This is a genomic window from Streptomyces sp. BBFR51, assembly GCF_044591655.1.
In the GTDB taxonomy this organism is placed as follows: Bacteria; Actinomycetota; Actinomycetes; order Streptomycetales; family Streptomycetaceae; genus Streptomyces.
Map to the genome: position 1 here is coordinate 774,468 of NZ_CP172448.1, position 22,355 is coordinate 796,822.

Below are 22,355 nucleotides of genomic sequence, written 5' to 3' on the forward strand. Positions count from 1 at the left end.
GACCCGCCGCCTACCAGCGGCCCTCGACCTGGTCCTTGACCCGGCGGTCGTAGAGGTCGCGGATCGCGGCGAGGGCGTCGTCGGACAGCTCCGGCAGCCGGGCCGCGTCGGTGTTGGCACGGGCCTGCTCGGGCGAACGGGCGCCCGGGATCACGGTCGTCACACCGGGTTGCTGGACGATCCAGCGCAGCGCCAGCTGGGCCGGGGTGCATCCCTCGGGGGCGAGCGCGGCGAACTCGGCGGCCGCCTCCACGCCGGTGGCGAAGTCGACGCCGGAGAAGGTCTCGCCCTGGTCGAATGCCTCGCCGTGCCGGTTGAAGTTCCGGTGGTCGTTCGCGGCGAAGACCGTGTCCCTGGTGTACTTGCCGGTCAGCAGTCCGGACGCGAGCGGTACCCGGGCGATGATGCCGACGCCCGCCTCGCGGGCCGCCGGCAGCACCTCGCGCAGGGGCTTCATCCGGAACGGGTTGAGGATGATCTGGACGCTCGCCACGTTCGGCCGGGCGATCGCGGTGAGCGCCTCCGCGCAGGTCTCCACGCTGACCCCGTACGCGGCGACGCGCTCCTCCTCGACGAGGGTGTCCAGCGCGTCGAACACCTCGTCGCTGGAGTAGACGGATGTCGGCGGGCAGTGCAGCTGGACCAGGTCGAGGCGGTCGACGCCGAGGTTGCGGCGGGACCGGTCGTTCCACTCCCGGAAGTTGTCCAGAACGTAGTTCTGCGGGATCTGGTCGACCCGGCGGCCCATCTTGGTGGCGACCAGCACGTGCAGGTCGGGCCTGCTCGCGAGGAAGGTCGCGATGGTCTGCTCGCTGCGGCCGTCGCCGTAGACGTCCGCCGTGTCGAAGAAGGTCACCCCCGACTCGGCCGCCGCCTCCAGCACCGCGAGGGCTTCCTTGTCGTCGATGTCGCCCCAGTCGGCGCCCAGTTGCCAGGTGCCGAGGCCGATGACCGACGCGTGCTGATCCGACCTGTCGAAAGTGCGCTCGTCCATGGCGTCAGTCTGTCACCCGCGGCGCGCCGGCACCTCGTCGGTACGCCCGCGGCGGCCCGGTCCGTCGCCGGCGGCGAGCCTGCGTGCCTGCATGGTGGCCGCGAGCCTCGGTCCCAGCCGGCGCTTGAGCCGGCGCAGTGTCTCCAGCCGCGCGGCCGTCCGGTCGAGCCGGTAGTACAACCGGGGCGGAACGTAGGGCAGCAGGGGCGAGTGGCGCTGGCCGAGCAGGGCGAACATCCGCTCCGGAGGCAGGTGCATGTAGCGGGGCAGGCTCTCGAACCACTGGGCGCTGTGGCGGGCCGCGCTCTGCACCGGCAGCAGGGCCGCCCTGCGTTCGCGCTCGTAGTGGGCGAGGGCGTCCGGGAGGGTGGCCCGCCGGTGCAGCGCGGTGGACAGCGCCATGGCGTCCTCGAGGGCGAGCGTGGTGCCGGCGCCGATGGAGTAGTGCGTGGTGTGTGCGGCGTCGCCGAGCAGGACGAGGTTGCCGCGGGACCAGGTGCGGTTGGTGAGGGTGCGGAAGGTGCGCCACGGGGTGCCGGTCCGGCCGGTCGACCGCGCGGTGAGCGGGTGCCCGTCGAGTACGTCGGCGAAGAGCTTCTCCAGCAGGATCCGCCCCTCGGCCTCGTCGGCCCGGTCCAGACCCAGGCCGCTCCAGGTCGCGGGTGCGCACTCGACGACGCAGGTGCTGCCCTCGGGCCCGAACCCGTAGCCGTACGCCCAGATCCAGCCGTGGTCGGTCTCGACGAAGGCGAAGGTGAAGGCGTCGAAGACCTTGGTGGTGCCGAGCCACACGTAGGGGTTGCGTCCGGCCCGGGTCACGGTGCCGAAGTGGTCGGCGTGCCGGGTGCGCAGCGCGCTGCCCGCACCGTCGGCCGCCACGACGAGATCGGCGGCGGGCGGAGTGGCGCCGGTGATGCCGTGCTCGAACTCCAGGCGTACGCCGAGGGAGCGGGCGCGTGCGGCGAGGATCGCGAGGAGCCGGTGCCGGCCGATGCCGAAGCCCGGGTCGCCGTGGTGCCGGGTTTCATGGTCGCCGACGTGCGCGACGCCGTCGCGCCAGCACACGGAGTGCTCCTCGACGGCGCGCGCGGACTCCGGGTCGTACTCCTGGAGCCGGTCGAGCAGTGCGCGCCAGTAGGTGACGCCCCAGCCGTAGGTGGAGCCCTCCGGATCGCGTTCGTACACGGTGATGTCGTGGGACGGGTCCTGCCGCTTCAGCAGGATGGACAGATACAGTCCGGCGGGCCCACCGCCGACGCAGGCGACCTTCACACGCACCCCTGGTATGCACTCGGCATGCACTCATTGCACTCATTGCACTCATTGCACTCATTGCGGTCATTCGGGAACGCAGAGTAGCAAGGGGGAGGCGCGAAGCGGCGGCGCACGGCCGTGGACCGGCGCGGGTTATCCGGCGGTCACCGCGCGGCACTCCGGGTGGCCCCAGCCCTGGTCGTTCTTGGCGATGGACTCGCCGGCCGCGTACGAGCGGCCGCACATGCAGCGCCCGGGGAACTTCGCCTTGAGGGTGCGGGCCGAGGTGCCGCCGCCCTTGCGGGCCGTGCCCGGTGCTCGGCGCGGTGCCTTCCGGGCCGCGGGGACGTCCGGTGCGGGCGGCGGCTCCGGGGAGCCGAGGCCGCTGCCCGCGGGCTCCTGGACCACGGCGGCCTGGCTGGCGGCGCGGTCGGCGAAGTCGTTGAGCCGGTCGCCGTCGACTTGGTGGGCGGGCACGTAGCGGAAGTCGACCGAGCGGCCGTCGAGCAGCTCGTCGATGCGCACGACCAGCTCCTGGTTGGCGACCGGCTTGCCGGCGGCCGTCTTCCAGCCGTTGCGCTTCCAGCCGGGCAGCCAGGTGGTGACGGCCTTCATGGCGTACTGCGAGTCCATGCGGACCTCGAGCGGTACGCCGGGGTCGGTCGAGGCCAGCAGGCGCTCGAGCGCCGTCAGCTCGGCGACGTTGTTGGTGGCCTTGCCCAGCGGGCCGGCCTCCCAGCGGACCGGGGTCTCCGACGCGTCGGCGACCACCCAGGCCCAGCCGGCCGGACCCGGGTTTCCCTTCGAGGCGCCGTCGCACGCGGCCACTACACGTTCACGCATGCGCCCGATCATGCCATGGCCCGGCGGGGTGTCCGGACAGGGTTCAGGAGACGTCCGTGACCTTCGGCATCTCCCCCTCGGTGGTCGTGATGTCGATCACCGAGAAGCTCGCGCCCTGCGGGTCGCTCAGCGCCGCGAAGCGGCCGAACGGGGTGGTCAGCGGACCGAACCGCAGGACGCCGCCGAGCTTCGTGGCGCGGGCCACGGCGTCGTCGCAGTCGGCGACGGTGAAGTAGACGTTGATGTGGGGCGGGACCTCGGGCGGGAAGTCCTCCGTCATGGCCATCCGGCCCAGGACGGTGCGGTCGCCGAGGTCGAAGAGGCGGAAGTCCACCTGGTCGTCCTGCGTCTGCCTCGCCGTGTAGGAGAAGACCCCGGGAAAGAAGGCGTCCGACTTCCCGGGCTCGCGGGTGAAGACCTCGGCCCAGCAGTACGCGCCGGGCACGGCCACCGCCTCGAAGCCCTCGTGGGCGGCGCCCTGCCAGATGCCGAAGACGACGCCGCCCGGGTCCCGGGCCAGGCACATGGTGCCGAAGTCGCCGACCCGCATCGGCTCCAGCAGCAGTTCGCCGCCGGCCTCGCGGATCCGGCCGGCGGTGGCCGCCGCGTCCGGGGACGCGAAGTAGAGACACCACTGGGACTGGTCCTCCCGGCCGGGCGGGGGCGGGACCACCGCGGCCACCGCCTTGCCGTCCGCGTAGCACTGGGTGTAGTCGCCGAACTCCGACGACGACTCGCCGAAGGTCCAGCCGAGGACGTCGCCGTAGAACCTCTTGGCTCCCTCGACGTCGGTGAACATCGCGTCGGCCCAGCAAGGGGCCCCTTCGGGTGATACGGCCATGTCTGCCGCCTCCTTCGCGAACATGGGTCCGGGTGTGGGTCGGGTGGGGCTCACTCCCCGGCGTACGCCCGCTCCAGCGCGGCGATGTCGAGCTTGCGCATCGACATCATGGCCTTGTTGGCGCGCGCCACCTTCGCGGGGTCCGGGTCGCGGAACATCTCCTCGAGCCGGCTCGGGACGACCTGCCAGGACACTCCGAACCGGTCCTTGAGCCAGCCGCAGGGGCCGTCCTCGCCGCCGCCCTCGGTGAGCCTGGTCCAGTAGTGGTCGACCTCGTCCTGGTTCTCGCAGGTGATCTGGAAGGAGATCGCCTCGTTGAACCTGAACTCCGGGCCGCCGTTGAGGGCGACGAACTTCTGGCCGTTGGCCGTGAAGTCGACGGTGAGCACGGAACCGGCGGGCTGGGGCGCTCCCTCGGGGTAGCGGGTGACGGCACCGATGCCGGAGTTCTTGAAGAGGGAGACGTAGAAGTGGGCGGCGTCCTCGGCGTCGCCGTCGAACCAGAGACACGTGGTGAATCCGTCGGTGCTCATGACTACCTCCTGGGCATGGAACACGGTCACCACTGTCGACCGGCGCGGAGCGCGGAACTCATCGCTCTGCCGGCGGCGAATCTGCCACGGGCAGAGAAGGACCCCGGCGGGGCCGCCGCGGGCCGAGAGTGGAGGAACCGCGGCTCCATCGGCCGCGCACCACCCCCACCACCCCTCTACGACTCGCTATGTCTCTGACTCGCTACCAGCTCGACAAGGAGCGCCGATGTCTCCACTCATCGCCGGCCTCGCCCCGGCCGCACTGCCCCGGGCGGAGGAGGGCGAGACCCCCGCGACCCGGTTCGACGACCAACTCGCCGCGCAACTGCTCGCGCAGCGGATCGTGCTGCTGGGCACGCAGGTCGACGAGGTCTCCGCGAACCGGGTCTGCGCCCAGTTGCTGATCCTGTCCGCGGAGGACCCGCGCACCGACATCAGCCTGTACGTCAACAGCCCCGGCGGTTCCGTGCACGCGGGTCTCGCCATCTACGACACGATGCGGCTGATCCCGAACGACGTCTCCACGCTCGCCATGGGGTTCGCCGCCAGCATGGGGCAGTTCCTGCTGAGCGTCGGTGCGGCGGGCAAGCGCTACGCCCTGCCGAACGCGCGAGTCATGATGCACCAGCCGTCGGCGGGCATCGGCGGCACCACCGCCGACATCGAGATCCAGGCGGACAACCTGGAGTTCACCAAGCGGACCATCGAGCGGATCACCGCCGAGCACACCGGGCAGAGCCCGGAGACCATCTCCCGGGACGGCGACCGCGACCGCTGGTTCACGGCCGAGGAGGCCAGGGAGTACGGAATGGTGGACCAGGTCGTGCAGTCCCTCGCGGACGTGCGGCCGGCCGCCACCAGGCGACGGATGGGGCTGTGACATGGGGAGCTACACGATTCCGAACGTCGTCGAGCGGACTCCGCAGGGCGAGCGGTCCTACGACGTGTTCAGCCGGCTGCTGTCGGAGCGGATCATCTTCCTGGGGACCGACATCGACGACGGCGTGGCCAACGTCGTGATCGCACAGCTCCTCCATCTGGAGTCGTCGGCCCCGGAGAGCGAGATCGCCGTCTACATCAACTCCCCCGGCGGCTCGTTCACGTCGCTGATGGCGATCTACGACACGATGACGTTCGTGCAGGCGCCGATCTCGACGTTCTGCGTCGGGCAGGCGGCGTCCACGGCGGCCGTGCTGCTGGCGGGCGGCGACCCCGGGCGGCGGTTCGTACTGGAACACGCGCGGGTCCTGCTGGGGCAGCCGGCCAGCGGCGGACGCCAGGGGACGGTCTCCGACCTGGCACTCCAGGCCAAGGAGATGGTGCGGATCCGCTCCCAGGTGGAGGAGGTGCTGGCCCGGCACACGCACCACGACGTCGCGACGCTGCGCGCGGACATGGACCGCGACAAGGTGTTCACCGCCGAGGAGGCGGTGGCGTACGGGCTGGCGGACGAGGTGCTCGCGCGGCGCCTGGCACGGGTGTGAGAGAAGGGGCCGGCGTCCCGCCTCGGCGGGGCGCCGGCCCGTGCGTGCTCCAGGAGACGAACAGGTCCTAGGCGGCCAGGCACATCCCGTCGAACCGCGTGCCGGACGTGCCCCGGCCGGGCCCCGCGCCGGCGTGCCGGGAGGTGAGACGGAGCAACTCCCCCTGGGCCCGGGCCAGCAGGTCGCCCAGACCCAGTCCGAGGGCGCCCGCGGCGGCGGCCAGCACCTCCGAGGACGCCTCCTTGCGGCCGCGCTCCACCTCCGACAGGTACGGCATGGAGATGCGGGCGGTCTCCGCGACCTCCTTCAGCGTGCGCTCCTGGTCGAGGCGTTCACGCCGCAGGACGTCCCCGACCAGATCGCGCCACAGGGGCTCCCTCACGGCGGGCGGCCTTCGCTCCGGGGGAACCGGCGCGGCGGCGGGACGGACTCCCGGGCGCGCGGCCTGCGGGCGCAGTGGAATGACGCGGGCTTCGTTCGGCACGTGGCTGGTCACCTCCTCAGCCTAGGATCCCGGGCGCGGCACGGAAGGGCGCGGCGTTCCGCCCTGAGGGAAATCCGGGGGCGATCCCGCGTGCCGGACAGCACGCGCGGGTCTACGCTGAGGGTGACGCATCACCCCGCGAAGACGCCGCGGCACAGGTTTTCGGCCACCCGTGAAGACGGGGGGCATGTGCTGCCGCGACCCGGGTACCCGCAAGCGGGAAGAGCCTAGGGAGACGTCGAACCGTGACTTTCGTGGGAGAGGCAATGGAGACCGCCGTGGTCCGGCCGAAGGCGCAGGTTGTCGAGCAGACCGCCGTGAGCGGGGCGGGTGAGGGCTCGCTGCGGGGTGTGGTCGACCCCCGCACCGTGGCACCGCGGGACGCGCGGCAGCTGTCCCGTCAGTTCTTCCGGCGTCTGACGGAGCTCGAAGAGGGCACGCACGAATACCAGTACGCGCGCAACACGCTGATCGAGATGAACATGTCGCTCGTGCGGTTCGCCGCCGGCCGCTTCCGGGGCCGCGGGGACGACATGGAGGACGTCGTCCAGACCGGCATGATCGGTCTGATCAAGGCCATCGACCGGTTCGAGCTGTCGCGCGAGGTCGAGTTCACCTCCTTCGCGCTGCCGTACATCGTCGGGGAGATCAAGCGGTTCTTCCGGGACACCACCTGGGCGGTGCACGTGCCGCGGCGGCTCCAGGAGCTGCGCGTGGAGCTGGCCAAGGCCCGCGAGGAGCTCTCCTCCCGCCTGGACCGCGAGCCCACGGTCGCCGAACTCGCCACGCTGATGAACATCGGCGAGAGCGAGGTGGTCGAGGGCCAGATCGCGTCCAACGGCTACAACTCCTCGTCGCTGGACGCCGCGCTGACCGGTGACGGGCCCGAGCACGGCGAGTCGGTGCTGGCCGACTTCATCGGTGTCGAGGAGGACGGGCTGCGGCTCGTCGAGGACTTCCACTCGCTGGCCCCGCTGATGGCCGAGCTGAGCGAGCGCGACCGCCGGATCATCCACATGCGGTTCGTGGAGGAGGCCACCCAGGCGGAGATCGGCGAACAACTCGGCTGCTCGCAGATGCACGTCTCGCGCCTGATCAAGCGGATCATCACCCGGCTGCGCGAGGGCATGCTGGGTGAGCTCGGCTGCGCCTGACGGCGTCGCCGTCGCCGTCCTTCGCCGCACGGTGGTCGGTGCCCTTCACGCCTCGGTGAGGGGCACCATGGCCCGTACGCGCTTGCCGACCGGGACGCGTTCGACGACGACCGTCTCCACCAGGGCGTGCACGATCTCCAGTCCGTGCCGGCCGACGCGTTCGGGGTCCCGGGGGAAGCGCTCGGGCACGGCGCCGCTGCTGTCGTAGACGGTCACCGCCACCGAGGCGCCCGTTCCCTCCAGCTCCAGGATGTACGGGCCCCTGCTGTGGCGGTCGGCGTTGGTGACCAGCTCGCTGACCACGAGCAGTACGGCGCCGTCGGCGCGCGGGCCGATCGTGGCGCACCACTCGGTCCTCAGTTGGTCGAGGAAGAGCGAGGCGAAGGAACGGGCCTCGGCTATGCATCCCGGCTCACCGGAGTAGTGTGCCGCCCGCCTCAGCGGTTCAACGGGTACGTCGAAACCAGTCGGTATCACTGCCCCGTCCAGGTACTCGGTCATGCGTTTCTCTCTCGGAAGCCGGACTGGCCGGACGCTGCTGCACCTGTCCTCGTACCCCGACCCGGGGCGCGCAGTCCCCCTCTCTTCGTAGTGCGGGCATCGTCACAGTGGTGCGGGGAACCCGGAGGTGGGACAAGGGTGTGCGATCGGGCGGGGAAGGGCGGTGTGCGATGAACGAACTCATGGCCGCGCGAAGCCTCACCACCCGGCCGGTGGTCACGCTCGGCGGCGACGCCGTCGCCCATGTCAAGGACACCGTATGCGACGCCGACGCGGCCCGGATCACCGGTTTCACCCTGACGGGACGGGGGCTGCTGTCCGGCCCGCTGAAGGAGGGCCTGCCGTGGTCGGCCGTGTACGCGCTGGGCCACGACGCGGTGATGATCCGCGACCGGCGGGGTCTGGTGAGCGCGGCGGCGATGACGGCGCACCAGCAGATGCTGCGGGCCCGGGTGCTGGGGGCGAGGGTGGTGACCGAGGCGGGCGCCGAGATCGGCACGGTGCTCGACGTCGTGGTCGAGGGCGGCACCGGTGGACGGGTCGTCGGCTTCCGGGTGGCGGCGAGCCGGCGGTTCGTGCCGGGCCCCACCCGGCACCGGCGGCGGGTCTACGTGCCGCGCGGCGAGACGCTCACGGTCTCCGGCCGCACCCTCGTCCTTCCCGAGGGCGCGCTCCGGCACGTCGCGGACGACCTGCCGGGCTTCAGCGCCCTGGTCGGCGGCGTGCCCGGCCAGTGGAAGGGGTCGCTGCCGTGATGCTGTTCACCGAGGTGCGCGGGCTGCCGGTGGTGCCGCCGGACGAGTCCGGGCCGCTCGGCACCGTGACGTCCCTGACGGTCGACATGGTGTCCGGCACCGTGAGCCATGTCCGGTTCCGCGGCAGCCGCTTCGGCGGAGAGACGGTGCTGCCCTGGGAGTCGGTGGACACGTTCGGACCCGGCGCCGTCCGGGTCGGGTCCATCGGCGCCGTCGAGTCGGTGCGGCCCCACCACGACCTGCTGGGCCGTCGGATTCTCACCGACACGGGCACCGGGCACGGCACGGTGCTGGACGTGGCGTTCGACACCGGGACCGGTCGGCTCCTCGCGGTCTTCACCACCCGCGGCGAACTGCCGGCCGACCGCCTGCTGGGCCTCGGCGACTACGCCTTGGTCGTCCGGGCGGGCTGAGCCCCGGGCCGGTCCGTCGGGTGCGGGACGCCGCCGTCCGACGCGGACGGACCTGTCGGCGGGCGCGCACGGCGGGGGCTGCTTAGCGTGACAGCGTGAGTTCGCGAACCGCGTGGGGACCCTCCGGCCGGGCAGCCACCCGTCACGGCTGGGCGCAGGCGCTGGGGACGGTGCTGGCCGGGCTGGTCGCCATGGGGGTCGTGGCCGCGCTCGGGCTGTGGGCGGCCGGCGCCACTGACCTGCCCGACAACGCCTTTCCCCGGGTCGTCGTGGCGACCGTCGTCACCGCCGTGGGCGGCGCGGTCGAGATGTCCGGCGACGCGGGCGGACTGGCCGACACCGACGCGGGGCTGACCGTGATGCCGTTGTCCGTCACCCTGACCGGCGCGCTGGTCATCGCCTGGGGCTTTCTGCGGCCGCTGCGCCGGCGGGCCGTCACCGGCGCCCCTGAGCTGGCCGGCTGGGCCGGGCGGATCGCCTTCCTGTGGCTGCTCGCCCTCCTCGGGATGGCCTTCGCCGCGCGGCAGACCTTCGAGGTCTCCCTCGGGGAGGGCGTGCTGAGCGACCTCGGCGACCTGCTCGGCGTCACCCCGAAGGTCGGTTTCACCACGGACGTGCCGCTGACGGTCCTCTTCGGGCTGTCGTGGCTGGCGGGGGTGTTCTTACTGGCCCTGCTGGTCACGCGCGAGGCACCGCTGCCCGGACGGCTGCCGCGCCTGCGGACGTCGGTGCGGCCGGCCGCGTACGCGATGGTTGCTCTGCTGCTCGCCTACGTGGTCGTCGGCGTCGTCGTCGCCCTGGTCGTCGCCGGCACGCGGGGACATCCGGCGGACACCTTCGCCGTACTGCTGCTCGGGCTGCCGAACCTGGCGTGGCCCGCGCTCACGATCGGCCTCGGTGCGACGTGGAACGGGCGCGTGGAGGGGCCGTTCGGGCTGCCGATGCCGCAGGTGCTCGACGAGGTGCTGCGCACGCGCGACGTCTCCACCGTGAACGTGGGCACGCTCGCCGAGCACGACGGGCGGATGTGGTGGCTCCTGGTCGCCGCGGCGGTCCTGGTCCTGGCGGCCGGGTTCCTCATGGCCTCGCGCTCCCCGGCCGGAACGCCGGTCTGGCTGCACGCCCTGCGGATGGCCGTGGCGCTGGCGCTCACGGTCCTCGCAATCGGCCTCGTCGGCCGGATCTCCGCCCACTACGGGCTGTCCGTGCTCGGCATCGGCGATCTGGGCGGCGGGCTGGCGGGGCGGTTGTTCCTGCGGCCGCGTCTGTGGGGTGCGGTCGGTCTCGCCCTGCTGTGGGGGCTGGTCGCCGGGTTGCTGGGCGCGCTGCTCGCCCGGTGGGTGGGTCGGCGGACCCGCGGGGCCCGGTCCTAGGGGCGCCGGGCAGGAGGTTCAGGCGACGGGGACGACCAGCGGCGGGGAGGCCCGCTGCATGCGCAGCGCGTCCACGGACTCCGCCATCAGCTCGTACTCGGTGGTCTCGTCGCTGGTCGCGATGAGGACCAGCCGACCCGCGGCCAACTCGTCGGCGACCAGCTCCTGTTCGGTGTCGTCGGCGCACCAGGTGCGCAGGACGCGCGGCACGTCGGGCGCGTCGTCGGCGACGGGAGTCAGGGCGCCGCGCGGTAAGTGGGGGGTGTCGGGCTGCGGATCCAGCCGCTCGGCGATCCAGGACGCCCGGTCGCGCAGCCACCACAGAGCCAGGGCCAGGGTGGGGGCTCGGTAGGTTCCCAGGGGGACACCGATACGCCGGCCGTCACAGACGCCGTAGGCGGTGACATGGCACAGGAACTCGTCGTGCACTGCTACCCTCCCCCGTCACCCAGCCCGCCTGCCGGTCGGGCATGGCGTCCGTGCGGCTCGTGTGCTGTGCGTGAGGGCGCTGTCGCATGGTGTGAGAGGCCCTAGTGGTGAGTATGTTCACTACTGAACCACTGTCACCATGAATTTCCGGCCAGTCTCCTGGCATATTCACGGCGATTGATGGCCGAAACGCTGCGCTACGGGTGATCGACTCAGGGTTCCGGGCGAACCGCCGCGTTCCCGGCCGTGTCGGCCGGAGCCATGACCCCGGGGGTAATCGACGGGGCCAACGGACGCGGGCATGGTTGCGGTACCGGGTCGCCGAGACCGGGATCCGGTCCCTGACCAGCGCAAAACCCCTCCATGGAGGCTGATCGCCATGTCCGCACCCACCCGTCGCTACGAGGACGCCGTCGCCCGCTACTTCGAGGCCTGGAACGCCGGGCCGGACGCGCGGGCCAAGGCGGTCGCCGCGGCCTGGACCAATGACGGCGGCTACAGCGACCCCCTGGCCGAGGTTCGCGGCCATGAGCAGATCGCGGCCGTGATCACGGCGGCGCACGAGCAGTTCCCCGGCTTCGTCTTCCGGCTGTCCGGTGCCGTCGAAGGGCACCACGACACGGCGCGCTTCTCCTGGGAGCTGGTGAGCGGAGCTGGGGGCACCCCCTCTGAGGGAGGCCCGGCGCCGGTGGCCGGGTCGGACGTGGTCACGCTGGACGGCGAGGGCCGGATCCGGGACGTCTACGGCTTCCTGGACCGGGTGCCCGCGGGGGCGTGAGGGCCCCACCACGCGCGAGCCGGTCCCGGAGGCGGGCAGTCGCCTCCGGGACCGGCTCGCGCGTTCCGCGCCCGACGGACCTCAGCCCTTGACGATCTTGTCGATGCGGGCCAGTTCGTCGGCCCCGAAGTCGAGGTTGCCGATGGCCGCGACGCTGTCCTCCAGCTGCCGCGGGCTGCTCGCGCCGACAAGGGCGGAGGTCACCCGTCCCGCGCGCAGCACCCACGCCAGGGCCAGCTGGGCCGGCGTCTGACCGCGGGACCTGGCGATCTCGTCCAGGGCGCGCAGCTTGCCGACCAGTTCCTCGGTGACGGCGTCGGAGTTCAGGAAGGGGCTGTCGCTCGCGGCCCGGGAGTCCTCCGGGATGCCGTTCAGATAGCGGCCGGTCAGCAGTCCCTGCTCCAGCGGGGAGTAGGCGATGGAGCCGACCTTCAGCTCGTCGAGGGTGTCCAGCAGGCCGCTGGTCTCGGGGCGGCGGTCGAGCATGGAGTAGCGCGGCTGGTGGATCAGCAGCGGGGTGCCCAGCTCCGCGAGGATGCGGGCGGCCTCGCGGGTCTGCTCCGGCGAGTAGTTGGAGACACCGACGTACAGCGCCTTGCCCTGCTGCACCGCGGTGTGCAGCGCGCCCATCGTCTCCTCGAGGGGAGTCTCCGGGTCGGGGCGGTGCGAGTAGAAGATGTCGACGTAGTCCAGGCCCATGCGGGACAGGCTCTGGTCGAGCGAGGACAGCATGTACTTGCGCGAGCCCCACTCGCCGTACGGGCCGGGCCACATCAGATAGCCGGCCTTGGTGGAGATGACCAGCTCGTCGCGGTACGCCGTGAAGTCGGCCTTCAGAGCCTCGCCCAGCGCGGACTCGGCGGCGCCGGGGGGCGGGCCGTAGTTGTTGGCGAGGTCGAAGTGGGTGACGCCGAGGTCGAAGGCGCGGCGCAGGATGGCGCGCTGGGTCTCGACGGGGCGGTCCGGGCCGAAGTTGTGCCACAGGCCGAGCGAGAGCGCGGGGAGCTTCAGGCCGCTGCGTCCGGTGCGCCGGTAGGGCATCTCCGCGTAGCGGTCGGGGTGTGCGGTGTACAACGCGACTCCAGAGGGGTTGGCCCCCGAGGTACGGGGCTTGGGTGGAACCGTCCTCCACTCTGGCGTGACCTGCGTGCAGTGGTCCAACAGAAGAATCCGATGGGATTGCGCGGTTACGCTTCTCAATCATGGAACTGCGTCATCTTCAGCACTTCGTGGCCGTCGCCGAGGACCAGCACTTCACCCGCGCGGCGGAACGGCTGCTGGTGTCCCAGTCCGGCCTGTCGGCGTCCATCCGGGCGCTGGAGCGGGAGCTCCGGGCGCCGCTGTTCGTGCGCACGACCCGCCGGGTGACGCTGACCGAGGCCGGGCGGGCGCTGCTGGACGAGGCGCAGCGGATCCTCGCCCAGGTGCGCTCGGCGCACGAGGCGGTCGCCGCGGTGCAGGGGGTGCTGCGCGGGACGCTGTCGCTGGGCGCCGAGCAGTGCATCGCCGGGGTGCCGGTGGCCGGGCTGCTGGCGGCCTTCCGGCGGCGCCACCCCGACGTGGAGATCCGGCTGCGGCAGGCGGGCTCCGGCGAGCTGGCGGAGGAGGTGGCGGCGGGGCGGCTCGACCTCGCCTTCGCCTACCGGACGCAGGCCGACACCGACCAGTTGCGTTCGGTCTCGCTGGCCGGCGAGCCGATGACGGTGCTGTGCCACCCCGAGCACCGGCTCGCGGCGGACGGCGCGGTCCTCACCCCGCACGATCTCGCCGACGAGGTGTTCGTCGACTTCCACCCGGACTGGGGACCGCGCCGGGTCACCGACGCCGTCTTCGCCGCGGCGGGCGTCCGGCGGACCGTGCCGCTGGAGGTGAACGACGTGCACGGCCTGCTCGACCTGATCGACGAGAACCTCGGCATCGCGGTGGTGCCGCGGCACTTCCGGCACAAACGGGCCGCCCTCACCTCGCTGCCGCTCAAGGACGCCGGCGGGACGGAGTACGAGACCATCGCGCTGCTGCCGGCCGCGCAGGCCACCAGCCCCGCGGCGCGGGCGCTGATGGGGCTGCTGGAGACGGGAAGCGGGTGAAGGGGAGCGGGTGAAGGGCGAGCGTGTGAAGGGCGAGCGTGTGAACAAGGAGCGGCTGAGGGCGGCATGCGCAATGGTGGACGCATGCATGCGAAGGACATCCTCATCGAGGGCTACGCCCGTATCCAGGAAGAAGTCCACGCCGCCGTCGAGGGCCTGGACCCCGACGGCCTGAGCGCCCGGCCCGCCGACGACGCGAACTCCGTCGCCTGGCTGGTCTGGCATCTCACCCGTGTCCAGGACGACCACGTCGCGGACGCCTTCGGGCTCGACCAGGTGTGGCTCGCCGGGGAGTGGGAGGAGCGCTTCGGCCTCGGCCTGCCCCGCCGGGACACCGGGTACGGCCACAGCCCCGCCGAGGTCGCGAAGGTGCGGGTCGACTCGGGCGACCTGCTGACCGGCTACCACGACGCCGTGCACGAGCAGACGCTCACCGCCCTGCGCTCGCTGACCGCCAAGGACCTGGAGCGGGTCGTGGACGACAACTGGGATCCGCCGGTCACGCTGGCCGTGCGGCTGGTCAGCGTCCTGTCCGACGATCTCCAGCACGTCGGACAGGCCGCCTATGTGCGCGGGCTCGTTCAGAGCGCGGACGCGTAGCCCGGCAGGACCACGTCCTCGATCAGGGCGTTGCGCTCGTCGAACGGGACGAAGGCGCTCTTGAGGGCGTTCACCGTGACCGTGCGCAGGTCCTCGACGCTCCAGCCCGCCTGTTCGACCAGCAGGGACATCTCACGCGTCATCGTCGTGCCGGAGACGAGGCGGTTGTCGGTGTTGAGGGTGACGCGGAAGCCGAGGTCCTTGAGCGCGGTGATCGGGTGCTCGGCGATCGAGGTGGCGGCGCCGGTCTGGAGGTTGGAGGTCGGGCACATCTCCAGCGCGATCCGGCGGTCGCGCACCCAGGAGGCGAGCCGGCCGAGCTTGCCCGCCGCGAGGTCGGGGATGTCGTCGGTGATGCGCACCCCGTGGCCGATGCGCTGGGCGCCGCACACCTGGAGGGCCTGGTGGATGCTGGGCAGGCCGTGCGCCTCGCCTGCGTGGATGGTGAACGGCACGTTCTCGCGGCGCAGGTGCGCGAAGGCGTCGAGGTGGTCGGCGGGCGGGAACCCGTCCTCGGCGCCGGCGATGTCGAAGCCGACGACGCCCGCGTCCCGGAAGGCGACCGCGAGGTCGGCGGCCTCCCGGACCCGGTCGAACATCCGCATCCCGCACAGCAGGGTGCCGACGCGCACCGGCGTGCCCGCTGCCGCCGCCTTGGCCATGCCGGCCGCCAGTCCCTCCTGGACGCTCTCGACGACCTCGGCGAGGGTCAGCCCGCCGCCGGTCATCAGCTCGGGGGCGTAGCGCACCTCGCCGTAGACGACACCGTCGGCGGCGAGGTCGAGGACATACTCCTCGGCGGTGCGCAGCAGGCCCTCGCGGCTCTGCATGACGGCGAGGGTGTGCTCGAAGGTGGCGATGTAGCGCACCAGGTCACCGGAGTTGGCGGCCTCGTAGTACCAGGCGGCCAGCTCGTCGGGGTCGGTGGTGGGCAGGGTGTGGCCGACGCTCGCGGCCAGTTCCACGACGGTCGCGGGGCGCAGGCCGCCGTCGAGGTGGTCGTGGAGGACCGCCTTGGGGAGGCGGCGGAGAGTCCCGGCGTCTATGCGCGTAGATGACATGTGCGGTGGTTCCTCGGCAGGTCGGAGCACGAATGCGGGGCGGGGACGGATCAGGAGGCGGCGGGCTGGAGCAGGTCCCAGCGGTTGCCGTACAGGTCCTGGAAGACGGCGACCGAGCCGTAGGGCTCGTGCCGGGGCTCCTCCAGGAAGGTCACGCCCGCGCCGGTCATGCGGGCGTGGTCGCGGGCGAAGTCGTCGGTGTGCAGGAAGAACCCGACGCGCCCGCCCGTCTGGTCGCCGATCCGGGAGCGCTGGGCCTCGCCCTTGGCGCGGGCCAGCAGCAGCGCGGTGCCCTGCTGCCGGGCGGCGGGCTCGACGACGACCCAGCGGGAGCCGTCGGGCCGGGGCGTGTCCTCGGCGAGGCGGAAGCCGAGGGCGCCGGTGTAGAAGCGAATCGCCTCGTCGTAGTCGTCGACGACGAGGGCGACCAGGGCGATGCGTGTCATCGGCACCTTCCGGGGCGGGCGATTGACGGGAGAGGTTATACGTAAAACCCGCCGGACGCCAAGTCCCCGCTCAGAGGGCTCGGCGCCACGGCGGCGCGGGTCAGCCCGTGCGGGCCCCGTCGAGCCGTGCCAGGTCCTCCTCGGTCAGGCGCAGCGCGCCCGCGGCGACGTTCTCCGTGAGGTGACCCAGGTCGCCGGTGCCGGGGATGGCGAGGACGTGCGGGCCCTGGTGCAGGGTCCAGGCGATCCTCACCTGCGCGGGGCTCGCGCCGTGCGCCCGGGCGACCGCGCGGACCTCCTCCTCGTGGGCGGTGCCGGCGCCGCGCGGTCCGGCCTCGCCGGCGATGGCGTAGAACGGCACGAAGGCGACGCCCCGGGCGCGGCACTGGGCGAGGAGCGCGTCGGTGGCGGGGTCGTGGAAGCCGAGGCCGTACCGGTTCTGGACGCTCACCACCGGCGCGATGGCCTGGGCCTCGGTCAGGTGCCGGGGCTCCACGTCGGACAGGGCGAGGTGGCGGATCAGTCCCGCCTCGCGCAGCTCGGCCAGGGCGCCGAAGTGGTCGGCGATCGAGTCCTGCCGCATGCGGCGCAGGTACACGACGTCGAGGTGGTCGCGGCCGAGCTGGCGCAGGTTCTCCTCGACGTGGGCGCGCAGGTCCTCGGGGCGGGCCGAGGTGCCCCACTCCCCCGACCAGTCCCGGTACGGGCCGACCTTGGTGGCGACGACCAGGTCGTCGGCGTAGGGCGCCAGCGCGCTGTTGATCAGCTCGTTCGCGGAGCGCAGGGACGAGAAGTAGAAGGCGGCGGTGTCGATGTGGTTGACACCGAGTTCGACCGCCCGGCGCAGTACGGCGAGGGAGCGTTCGCGGTCGCTCGGGGTGCCGAGGTGGAAGGCGGCGCTGCCCGTCAGCCGCATCGCGCCGAAGCCGACGCGGCGGACGGGCAGGTCGCCGAGGTGCCAGGTGCCCGAGGACTCCGCGGTGATCGTTTCCGAGGTCATCGGCGGAGTTTCGCACACCCGTCGCGGGTCAGCAGTAGAGGTTGCCGCCCGGGGAGACGCCGAGCATCTGGCTGAACTGCTGGTACTTGGTGACGCGGCTCTGGACCTGGGCGGGGTTCTTGCCGTCGCACTCGACGGAGCCGTTGATGGAGCGGATGGTCTGGCCGAATCCGGCGCCGTTGACCATGGCGTTGTGCCCGGTCATGCTCCCGGGCCCGGACTGGGTGTTCCAGTACCACAGGGCGGTCTTCCAGGCGACGGCCGAGTCGTTCTGCACCAGCCAGGGGTTGCCCAGCAGGTTGATGCCGAGCGCGTCGCCCGCGGCCTTGTAGTTGTAGTTCCAGCTGAGCTGCATCGGACCGCGCCCGTAGTAGGCGTCTCCTCCGGCCGGGCAGCCGAAGGGCTGGTTCCAGTCGCAGTAGTGCGGGTAGTTGGCGGTGTTCTGCTCGACGATGTGCACCAACCCGCCGGTCTCGTGGCCGACGTTGGCGAGGAAGGCCGCGGCCTCCTGCTTCTTGGTGGTGTCGCTGCCGGTGTTCGCGAAGCCGGGGTAGGCGCTGAGCGCGGCGGTGAGGCCGCTGTAGGTGTAGAAGGAGTTTCTGCCCGGGAACATCTGGTTGAACTGGGCCTCGCTGACCACGAAGTTGCCGACCGGCGTCCCGGAGCCGCCGTCGCAGGCGTACGGGTCCCAGTACCAGGTGCTGATGAGCGGGTCGTAGCCCGGGTTGGCGTGCTCGGCGATGTAGGCCTTGCCGTCGGTGTAGCGGACGACGTCGCCGGCGTTGTAGTTCGCGTCGGCCGACCAGGCCGGGTAGCTCGAACACGCGGCGGCGGACGCCTCGGTGGCGGGCAGGAGCACGGGCACGGCGGCCGCGAGAGCGAGTGCGGTCACCACGGCGGATATACGGCGCCTCGACACAGGTCTGTCTCCTTCGGCGGAGCACGGCCGCTCCCGTACAAGGACAGAGCGGAGCAGAGCCTTGTGCGCACGTGCCGGTCGCCGGACCGGCCACGGCGTGGGGGCGGCCGTGGAGGGGGGTGTGAGGCACACTCAACCGCGTTGGTCTGTACCAGTCAAGGGTGTAGACCAGTCCAACTCGCCGGGTCGGGCGCCGGGTTGGCGTGGGCTACACGGAGACCGGCGACGGCGCCGCGTCGCGGTCGGCCGGGACACGTCCCGGGTGACGCCACAGGCCCCGGGCGGCGAGGCGCGGCAGGACGCCCTCGCCGAACCAGTACGCCTCCTCCAGGTGCGGATAGCCGGACAGGACGAACTCGTCGATGCCGAGGGCGTGGTACTCGGCGATTCGGTCCGCGACCTCGTCGTGGCTGCCGACCAGGGCGGTACCCGCGCCGCCGCGCACCAGACCGATGCCGGCCCACAGGTTGGGGTGGATCTCCAGGGCGTCGCGGGAGCCGCCGTGCAGGGCGAGCATGCGCCGCTGCCCCTCGGACTCGCTGTGGGCGAGGCCGGCCTGGACGGCCCGCACGGTGTCCGGGTCGAAGCCGTCGAGCAGCCGGTGCGCCTCGGCCCAGGCCTGCTCCGCGGTGTCCCGGGTGATGACGTGCAGCCGGATCCCGAAGCGCAGGGTACGGCCCTCCTTCGCGGCCGCCGCCCGCAGCCGGGCGATCTTGCCCGCGACCTGCTCGGGCGGCTCGCCCCAGGTGAGGTACACGTCGACGTGCCGGGCGGCGACCTCCACGGCGGCGGGCGAGGAGCCGCCGAAGTACACCTCGGGCACGGGATCGGGCACCCGGACGAGCTTCGCGTCCTCCACCCGGAGGTGCTCACCGCGCAGGTTCACCGTCCTGCTCTGCCACAACTCCCTTACGACGTGCAGGAATTCGCCGGTACGGCGGTAGCGGGCGTCCTTGTCAAGGAAGTCCCCGTAGGCCCGCTGCTCCCGGCTCTCGCCGCCCGTGACGACGTTGAGAAGGAGCCGTCCGCCGGTCTGCCGCTGGAACGTGGACGCCATCTGCGCGGCGAGCGTGGGTGAGACGAAGCCGGGGCGGAACGCGACCAGGAACTTCAGCCGCTCGGTCGCCTGGGACACCATGGCGGTGGTCAGCCACGCGTCCTCGCACCAGGCGCCGGTGGGGGTGAGCGCGGCGACGAAGCCGAGGTCCTCGGCGGCGCGGGCGATCTGGCTCAGATAGGCCACCGTCGGCGCCCGGTTGCGCCCGGAGTCGGTGGCCGGGGCACCGTGGCCGCCCCCGACGACGTCGCGGCTGTCGCCGTTGGTGGGCAGGAACCAGTGGAAGGTGAGGGTCGACACGGGGGCTCCGTTCGGGGGCGTGTACGCAGCGGGCCGGGCGGGCGGGGCCGCCGCGGGCTCACGCGGCACCCCGGGGCGCGTCGCGCGGGCTCAGCCGGCCGCGGCGAGCACGGGCGCCGCCACCCGGGCACCCAGGGCCGCCGAGAACTGGTCGACCACGTGCGCGAGGGCCTCGGCGGCCCCCGGGGCGACGGTGACCGTGCCGTCCTCGTGCGCCGTGATGTCCCGGTCCAGGGTGAACCAGCCCTGCACGATGTGCGCCGCGCCCATGGAGTTGAGCACGGGGCGGAGCGCGTAGTCGATGGCCAGGACATGGGCGGTGGAGCCGCCGGTGGCGAGCGGCAGCACCGTCTTGCCGGTGAGGGCGTACTGCGGGAGGAGGTCGAGGAGGGCCTTCAGGACACCGGAGTAGGACGCCTTGTAGACGGGGGTGCCGACGACGACGCCGTCGGCGCGGGCGAACAGTTCGGCGGCCTCGGTGATCGCGGGGTGCCTGAAGTCCGCGCCGAGCAGCGCCTCGGCGGGGACGGTGCGGACGTCGAGCGGGATCACCTCGTGGCCCTGCGCGGTCAGCCGGTCGTCGAGGTGGCGCAGCAGCCGGTTGGTGCGGGAGGCGGCGGAGGGACTCCCGGAGACGGACAGGACGGTGGCCATGGGCCCTCTTTTCGGGGAGGCGGGCGCGAGGGAATCCCCGGCGGAGTCTCCAGGCGGAGCGCGTCGACCGGGACATGGGAAGCACCGGGGCCAACAGGCCGGCGGGGCGGGGAGGGAGCGGCGGATCGGCGGGATCAGGCCGCGACGCGACAGGAGGCGCTGCAGACGCGCGCGAGGTCGACATGGCGTCGCCGCGTGAGGTCCGGTCGCGTTGTCATGCAAACGATCGTGGCAGCCGCCGCCGAGCACGGTCAAGGAGGACCGGACCGGTCTCATTCCGCGGCCCTGGAATTCACACGGGTGTGACAAACGGGCTCTGCCTCCTGCGGGGATCGCGCGACGGGAGATCCCACCCCGTCCACCTCTACACATAAGGAAGAAATAAGAGCAGAATGCACTTATGCGGCGCTACCGCACACCGCACCAGAAGCGGTCGGCCCTGCAAGTCAAAGGAGACGACTCATGGCCAACGTCTCGCACCCCCGAGGTGACATCACCAGCCACCCCGACGCTCCGGAAATGCAGGCGCGCTACGCGCGCATGCTCGGTGGTCGCGACGTGGCACTCGTGGACGGGCCGGTGTTCCTGCTCGGCCTCTACTGTGCCGTGTCCCCGTGGATACTCCACTTCACCACCAGCCAGCCCTCACTCGTGGCCCACAACCTGATCGTGGGCATCGCCATCGGTCTACTGGCCCTCGGATTCACCCGCGCCCCGGAACGCATGTACGGCCTCAGCTGGGCCATGTGCGCGATCGGCGTATGGATGATCATCTCGCCATGGATCGTCGGCTCGAGCCCGGACGCCGGCGTCATCTGGAACAACATCATCATCGGCGCGCTGGCCCTTGTGCTGGGCGTGGTCTGCGCCGGTACGGCGGCGCGGAGCGCCCCTCGCAAGCCCTAGAGACGCGGGAAGGAAGCGGCACGGGCCGGTCCGCACGCGCGGGCCGGTCCGCGCACGCTCCCTCGGTCCGCCGGCGGGCGGGGCCCGGCGGACTGGTCACGCCCACAGCGGGCAGACGTACTACTGCGGGGGTCTTGGCGAAGGCTTGGCAAAAGGGGTGGACATGGAGATCGACGGCATCATCAGTGCCATCGTCATCGGCATCGTCATCGGCGTTCTGGGGCGGCTCGTGGTTCCGGGCCGGCAGCGCATCGGCATCCTGTGGACGATCCTCGTCGGCATCGTGGCCGCGCTCATCGGATCGTGGGTCGCGTCGGCGTTCGACGTGGCCGACACCGACGGCGTCGACTGGATCGAGTGGCTCATCCAGATCGGCCTGGCCGGGGTCGGTGTGGCCGCGCTGGACCGGTCCCGCTCCCGCCCGCGCCGCTGAACGCACGCGCACCCGTCACCTGCTGCCGAGCCACGCCTCGTACCAGGTGACGGTCGACTCGACGGTGTCCGCCATCGGCGTCGAGGTCATCGCGAAGGTCCGCTCGAAGGCGGTGGAGTCCATGATCTGGGGCTCCGTGTGCTGGTAGAACATCTCCTCGTACTCGGCCATGAACCGCTCGTCGAACGGGCCGACGGCGCGGGGCCGTTCGAGGAGCACGACGTTCAGCGGACGGCCCACGCGCTTCTCGATCATCGTGTGGATCTCGCGCGTGCTGACGGCGGGCGCGGTGGGCAGGTGCCAGACGCGGCCGTCGCCCTCCTCGCGCTCACCGAGCGTCGCGAGCCCGGCCGCCACGTCCTGGATGTCGGTGTAGCTGTGCGGCAGCGTGATGTCGCCGAAGCCCAGCACCTCCCCGCCGGTGAGCGCGCCGGGGAAGACGGCCGCGCCCAGGGACGAGTTGAGGACACCGGGTCCGACGAAGTCGGCGCTGCGGCCGAGGACCACGCGGGACCGGCCCGACCGGTGGGACGCGAGGTAGCGCTCGTCCAGTTCGGCGCGCATCCGGCCCTTGCGGCTGGTCGCCTGCCAGGGGCTGTCCTCGGTCATCACCGCTCCCCCGGTCTTGCCATACGGGTAGAGCGTGTCGAGCACGACCAGGCGGGCGCCGCTCGCCTCGACGGCGGCCAGGACGGCCTCCTGGACGCGGGGCATCACCTCGACCTGGAGGTGGTAGGCGACGTTGACGCAGTGGTACACGACGGCGGCGCCGTCCATGGCGGCGCGGGCGCCCTCGGCCGTGCTCACGTCGGCGGCGAACCGCTCGACGCCCTCGATCACGGGGCCCTCGGCCCTGCGGTCCACGAGTCGGACGGGGTGGCCCCTGCGCACCAGCTCACGAGCGAGCGCGGTGCCGGCGGGGCCGGATCCCAGAACGGTGTGCGCGACGTACGGCTGCGGGGTGGCGGTGGACATGACGCTCTCCTCTTGTCTCGGTTTCCCTCCGCGTGCTGTCGACGCCAAGGGATTGGCTACTGTCATTCGCTTTAGTTAGAG

27 protein-coding genes are annotated in these 22,355 nt (G+C 72.1%); 11 read left to right on the forward strand and 16 right to left on the reverse strand.

The genetic code is table 11. From position 1 onward, the window contains the following. Positions 1-10 precede the first annotated feature (10 nt). The 5 genes from ACGH7X_RS03565 to ACGH7X_RS03585 all read right to left on the reverse strand — a co-directional run bounded on the left by ACGH7X_RS03565 (position 11) and on the right by ACGH7X_RS03585 (position 4,465). Positions 11-994 (reverse strand): aldo/keto reductase, encoded by a 984-nt coding sequence (locus ACGH7X_RS03565; RefSeq protein ID WP_399881493.1) that lies wholly within the window; start codon positions 992-994, stop codon positions 11-13. A gap of 12 nt (positions 995-1,006) precedes the next feature. Beyond that, complete coding sequence (locus ACGH7X_RS03570; RefSeq protein WP_399881495.1) at positions 1,007-2,272, reverse strand: FAD-dependent monooxygenase; 1,266 nt, start codon at positions 2,270-2,272, stop codon at positions 1,007-1,009. A 129-nt stretch (positions 2,273-2,401) separates the two neighbouring features. Then, positions 2,402-3,103 (reverse strand): ribonuclease H, encoded by a 702-nt coding sequence (locus ACGH7X_RS03575; RefSeq protein ID WP_399881497.1) that lies wholly within the window; start codon positions 3,101-3,103, stop codon positions 2,402-2,404. A 31-nt stretch (positions 3,104-3,134) separates the two neighbouring features. After that, positions 3,135-3,932: a VOC family protein gene (locus ACGH7X_RS03580; RefSeq protein WP_399881499.1), complete on the reverse strand. Its 798-nt coding sequence runs from the start codon at positions 3,930-3,932 to the stop codon at positions 3,135-3,137. A 50-nt stretch (positions 3,933-3,982) separates the two neighbouring features. Next, the gene (locus tag ACGH7X_RS03585; protein ID WP_399881501.1) at positions 3,983-4,465 is read right to left on the reverse strand and encodes a VOC family protein; all 483 of its coding nucleotides are present in this window, start codon (positions 4,463-4,465) and stop codon (positions 3,983-3,985) included. A gap of 226 nt (positions 4,466-4,691) precedes the next feature. Between ACGH7X_RS03585 and ACGH7X_RS03590 the strand changes: the two genes are divergently transcribed. Beyond that, entirely contained in the window at positions 4,692-5,345 is a 654-nt protein-coding gene (locus ACGH7X_RS03590; protein WP_399881503.1) for an ATP-dependent Clp protease proteolytic subunit, read from the forward strand. A gap of 1 nt (position 5,346) precedes the next feature. Further along, entirely contained in the window at positions 5,347-5,949 is a 603-nt protein-coding gene (locus tag ACGH7X_RS03595; RefSeq protein ID WP_399881505.1) for a ClpP family protease, read from the forward strand. Positions 5,950-6,016: 67 nt separating this feature from the next. Here ACGH7X_RS03595 and ACGH7X_RS03600 read toward each other — a convergent pair whose 3' ends face one another. Next, positions 6,017-6,445: a helix-turn-helix domain-containing protein gene (locus ACGH7X_RS03600; protein WP_399881507.1), complete on the reverse strand. Its 429-nt coding sequence runs from the start codon at positions 6,443-6,445 to the stop codon at positions 6,017-6,019. 254 nt (positions 6,446-6,699) lie between these two features. Here ACGH7X_RS03600 and ACGH7X_RS03605 point away from each other — a divergent pair, with 254 nt between their 5' ends. Beyond that, a complete protein-coding gene (locus ACGH7X_RS03605) occupies positions 6,700-7,587 on the forward strand; it encodes an RNA polymerase sigma factor SigF (protein ID WP_399896768.1) in 888 nt (295 codons plus the stop codon). A 45-nt stretch (positions 7,588-7,632) separates the two neighbouring features. Here the strand turns inward: ACGH7X_RS03605 and ACGH7X_RS03610 are convergent, their stop codons facing one another. Beyond that, a complete protein-coding gene (locus ACGH7X_RS03610; protein WP_399881509.1) occupies positions 7,633-8,088 on the reverse strand; it encodes an ATP-binding protein in 456 nt (151 codons plus the stop codon). A 170-nt stretch (positions 8,089-8,258) separates the two neighbouring features. Here ACGH7X_RS03610 and ACGH7X_RS03615 point away from each other — a divergent pair, with 170 nt between their 5' ends. From ACGH7X_RS03615 to ACGH7X_RS03625, 3 genes are all read left to right on the forward strand, one after another. Then, positions 8,259-8,843 (forward strand): PRC-barrel domain-containing protein, encoded by a 585-nt coding sequence (locus ACGH7X_RS03615; protein ID WP_399881511.1) that lies wholly within the window; start codon positions 8,259-8,261, stop codon positions 8,841-8,843. After that, positions 8,840-9,256, forward strand: a complete 417-nt coding sequence (locus ACGH7X_RS03620; protein WP_399881513.1) for a PRC-barrel domain-containing protein — start codon at positions 8,840-8,842, stop codon at positions 9,254-9,256. The genes ACGH7X_RS03615 and ACGH7X_RS03620 overlap by 4 nt, the downstream gene beginning before the upstream one ends. Before the next feature lie 95 nt (positions 9,257-9,351). After that, positions 9,352-10,629 carry a streptophobe family protein gene (locus ACGH7X_RS03625; RefSeq protein ID WP_399881515.1) on the forward strand — a complete coding sequence of 426 codons (1,278 nt, stop codon included), beginning with the start codon at positions 9,352-9,354 and terminating at the stop codon, positions 10,627-10,629. 18 nt (positions 10,630-10,647) lie between these two features. Here the strand turns inward: ACGH7X_RS03625 and ACGH7X_RS03630 are convergent, their stop codons facing one another. Further along, on the reverse strand, positions 10,648-11,058 hold the full coding sequence (locus ACGH7X_RS03630; RefSeq protein WP_399881517.1) for a hypothetical protein: 411 nt from the start codon (positions 11,056-11,058) through the stop codon (positions 10,648-10,650). 379 nt (positions 11,059-11,437) lie between these two features. Between ACGH7X_RS03630 and ACGH7X_RS03635 the strand changes: the two genes are divergently transcribed. Then, positions 11,438-11,836, forward strand: a complete 399-nt coding sequence (locus ACGH7X_RS03635; RefSeq protein WP_399881519.1) for a nuclear transport factor 2 family protein — start codon at positions 11,438-11,440, stop codon at positions 11,834-11,836. Between the two features lie 81 nt (positions 11,837-11,917). Here the strand turns inward: ACGH7X_RS03635 and mgrA are convergent, their stop codons facing one another. After that, entirely contained in the window at positions 11,918-12,910 is a 993-nt protein-coding gene (gene mgrA / locus ACGH7X_RS03640) for an L-glyceraldehyde 3-phosphate reductase (protein WP_399881521.1), read from the reverse strand. Positions 12,911-13,038: 128 nt separating this feature from the next. Here mgrA and ACGH7X_RS03645 point away from each other — a divergent pair, with 128 nt between their 5' ends. Next, positions 13,039-13,923 carry a LysR family transcriptional regulator gene (locus ACGH7X_RS03645; RefSeq protein WP_399881523.1) on the forward strand — a complete coding sequence of 295 codons (885 nt, stop codon included), beginning with the start codon at positions 13,039-13,041 and terminating at the stop codon, positions 13,921-13,923. Positions 13,924-14,007: 84 nt separating this feature from the next. Beyond that, on the forward strand, positions 14,008-14,523 hold the full coding sequence (locus ACGH7X_RS03650; RefSeq protein WP_399881525.1) for a DinB family protein: 516 nt from the start codon (positions 14,008-14,010) through the stop codon (positions 14,521-14,523). On the opposite strand, the gene ACGH7X_RS03655 is transcribed toward ACGH7X_RS03650, so the two are convergent. From ACGH7X_RS03655 to ssuE, 6 genes are all read right to left on the reverse strand, one after another. After that, a complete protein-coding gene (locus ACGH7X_RS03655) occupies positions 14,505-15,584 on the reverse strand; it encodes an adenosine deaminase (protein WP_399881527.1) in 1,080 nt (359 codons plus the stop codon). The two genes, ACGH7X_RS03650 and ACGH7X_RS03655, sit on opposite strands and share 19 nt — an antisense overlap. Positions 15,585-15,634: 50 nt before the next feature. Further along, a complete protein-coding gene (locus tag ACGH7X_RS03660) occupies positions 15,635-16,030 on the reverse strand; it encodes a VOC family protein (protein ID WP_399881529.1) in 396 nt (131 codons plus the stop codon). Between the two features lie 100 nt (positions 16,031-16,130). After that, on the reverse strand, positions 16,131-17,030 hold the full coding sequence (locus ACGH7X_RS03665) for an aldo/keto reductase (protein ID WP_399881531.1): 900 nt from the start codon (positions 17,028-17,030) through the stop codon (positions 16,131-16,133). 28 nt (positions 17,031-17,058) lie between these two features. Then, positions 17,059-17,949, reverse strand: a complete 891-nt coding sequence (locus tag ACGH7X_RS03670; protein WP_399881533.1) for a glycoside hydrolase family 19 protein — start codon at positions 17,947-17,949, stop codon at positions 17,059-17,061. A 208-nt stretch (positions 17,950-18,157) separates the two neighbouring features. Further along, entirely contained in the window at positions 18,158-19,306 is a 1,149-nt protein-coding gene (locus tag ACGH7X_RS03675; RefSeq protein ID WP_399881535.1) for an LLM class flavin-dependent oxidoreductase, read from the reverse strand. 90 nt (positions 19,307-19,396) lie between these two features. Continuing rightward, on the reverse strand, positions 19,397-19,960 hold the full coding sequence (gene ssuE, locus ACGH7X_RS03680; protein ID WP_399881537.1) for an NADPH-dependent FMN reductase: 564 nt from the start codon (positions 19,958-19,960) through the stop codon (positions 19,397-19,399). Between the two features lie 462 nt (positions 19,961-20,422). On the opposite strand from ssuE, the gene ACGH7X_RS03685 reads away from it, so the two are divergent. After that, on the forward strand, positions 20,423-20,866 hold the full coding sequence (locus tag ACGH7X_RS03685) for an SPW repeat protein (protein WP_399881539.1): 444 nt from the start codon (positions 20,423-20,425) through the stop codon (positions 20,864-20,866). 163 nt (positions 20,867-21,029) lie between these two features. Next, the gene (locus ACGH7X_RS03690) at positions 21,030-21,299 is read left to right on the forward strand and encodes a GlsB/YeaQ/YmgE family stress response membrane protein (protein ID WP_399881541.1); all 270 of its coding nucleotides are present in this window, start codon (positions 21,030-21,032) and stop codon (positions 21,297-21,299) included. Between the two features lie 15 nt (positions 21,300-21,314). Here the strand turns inward: ACGH7X_RS03690 and ACGH7X_RS03695 are convergent, their stop codons facing one another. Next, the gene (locus ACGH7X_RS03695) at positions 21,315-22,274 is read right to left on the reverse strand and encodes an NAD-dependent epimerase/dehydratase family protein (protein WP_399881543.1); all 960 of its coding nucleotides are present in this window, start codon (positions 22,272-22,274) and stop codon (positions 21,315-21,317) included. Positions 22,275-22,355: the final 81 nt, after the last annotated feature.

What these genes read in the sequence shown, in the direction of transcription:
- ACGH7X_RS03610 (WP_399881509.1), bottom strand. Translation starts at nt 8,088, where the DNA reads ATGACCGAGTACCTGGACGGGGCAGTGATACCGACTGGTTTCGACGTA.
- ACGH7X_RS03565 (WP_399881493.1), bottom strand. Translation starts at nt 994, where the DNA reads ATGGACGAGCGCACTTTCGACAGGTCGGATCAGCACGCGTCGGTCATC.
- ACGH7X_RS03655 (WP_399881527.1), bottom strand. Translation starts at nt 15,584, where the DNA reads ATGTCATCTACGCGCATAGACGCCGGGACTCTCCGCCGCCTCCCCAAG.
- ACGH7X_RS03590 (WP_399881503.1), top strand. Translation starts at nt 4,692, where the DNA reads ATGTCTCCACTCATCGCCGGCCTCGCCCCGGCCGCACTGCCCCGGGCG.
- ACGH7X_RS03615 (WP_399881511.1), top strand. Translation starts at nt 8,259, where the DNA reads ATGAACGAACTCATGGCCGCGCGAAGCCTCACCACCCGGCCGGTGGTC.
- ACGH7X_RS03595 (WP_399881505.1), top strand. Translation starts at nt 5,347, where the DNA reads ATGGGGAGCTACACGATTCCGAACGTCGTCGAGCGGACTCCGCAGGGC.
- ssuE (WP_399881537.1), bottom strand. Translation starts at nt 19,960, where the DNA reads ATGGCCACCGTCCTGTCCGTCTCCGGGAGTCCCTCCGCCGCCTCCCGC.
- ACGH7X_RS03695 (WP_399881543.1), bottom strand. Translation starts at nt 22,274, where the DNA reads ATGTCCACCGCCACCCCGCAGCCGTACGTCGCGCACACCGTTCTGGGA.
- ACGH7X_RS03605 (WP_399896768.1), top strand. Translation starts at nt 6,700, where the DNA reads ATGGAGACCGCCGTGGTCCGGCCGAAGGCGCAGGTTGTCGAGCAGACC.
- ACGH7X_RS03665 (WP_399881531.1), bottom strand. Translation starts at nt 17,030, where the DNA reads ATGACCTCGGAAACGATCACCGCGGAGTCCTCGGGCACCTGGCACCTC.
- ACGH7X_RS03685 (WP_399881539.1), top strand. Translation starts at nt 20,423, where the DNA reads ATGGCCAACGTCTCGCACCCCCGAGGTGACATCACCAGCCACCCCGAC.
- ACGH7X_RS03650 (WP_399881525.1), top strand. Translation starts at nt 14,008, where the DNA reads ATGCATGCGAAGGACATCCTCATCGAGGGCTACGCCCGTATCCAGGAA.
- ACGH7X_RS03585 (WP_399881501.1), bottom strand. Translation starts at nt 4,465, where the DNA reads ATGAGCACCGACGGATTCACCACGTGTCTCTGGTTCGACGGCGACGCC.
- ACGH7X_RS03660 (WP_399881529.1), bottom strand. Translation starts at nt 16,030, where the DNA reads ATGACACGCATCGCCCTGGTCGCCCTCGTCGTCGACGACTACGACGAG.
- ACGH7X_RS03580 (WP_399881499.1), bottom strand. Translation starts at nt 3,932, where the DNA reads ATGGCCGTATCACCCGAAGGGGCCCCTTGCTGGGCCGACGCGATGTTC.
- ACGH7X_RS03690 (WP_399881541.1), top strand. Translation starts at nt 21,030, where the DNA reads ATGGAGATCGACGGCATCATCAGTGCCATCGTCATCGGCATCGTCATC.
- ACGH7X_RS03575 (WP_399881497.1), bottom strand. Translation starts at nt 3,103, where the DNA reads ATGATCGGGCGCATGCGTGAACGTGTAGTGGCCGCGTGCGACGGCGCC.
- ACGH7X_RS03645 (WP_399881523.1), top strand. Translation starts at nt 13,039, where the DNA reads ATGGAACTGCGTCATCTTCAGCACTTCGTGGCCGTCGCCGAGGACCAG.
- ACGH7X_RS03635 (WP_399881519.1), top strand. Translation starts at nt 11,438, where the DNA reads ATGTCCGCACCCACCCGTCGCTACGAGGACGCCGTCGCCCGCTACTTC.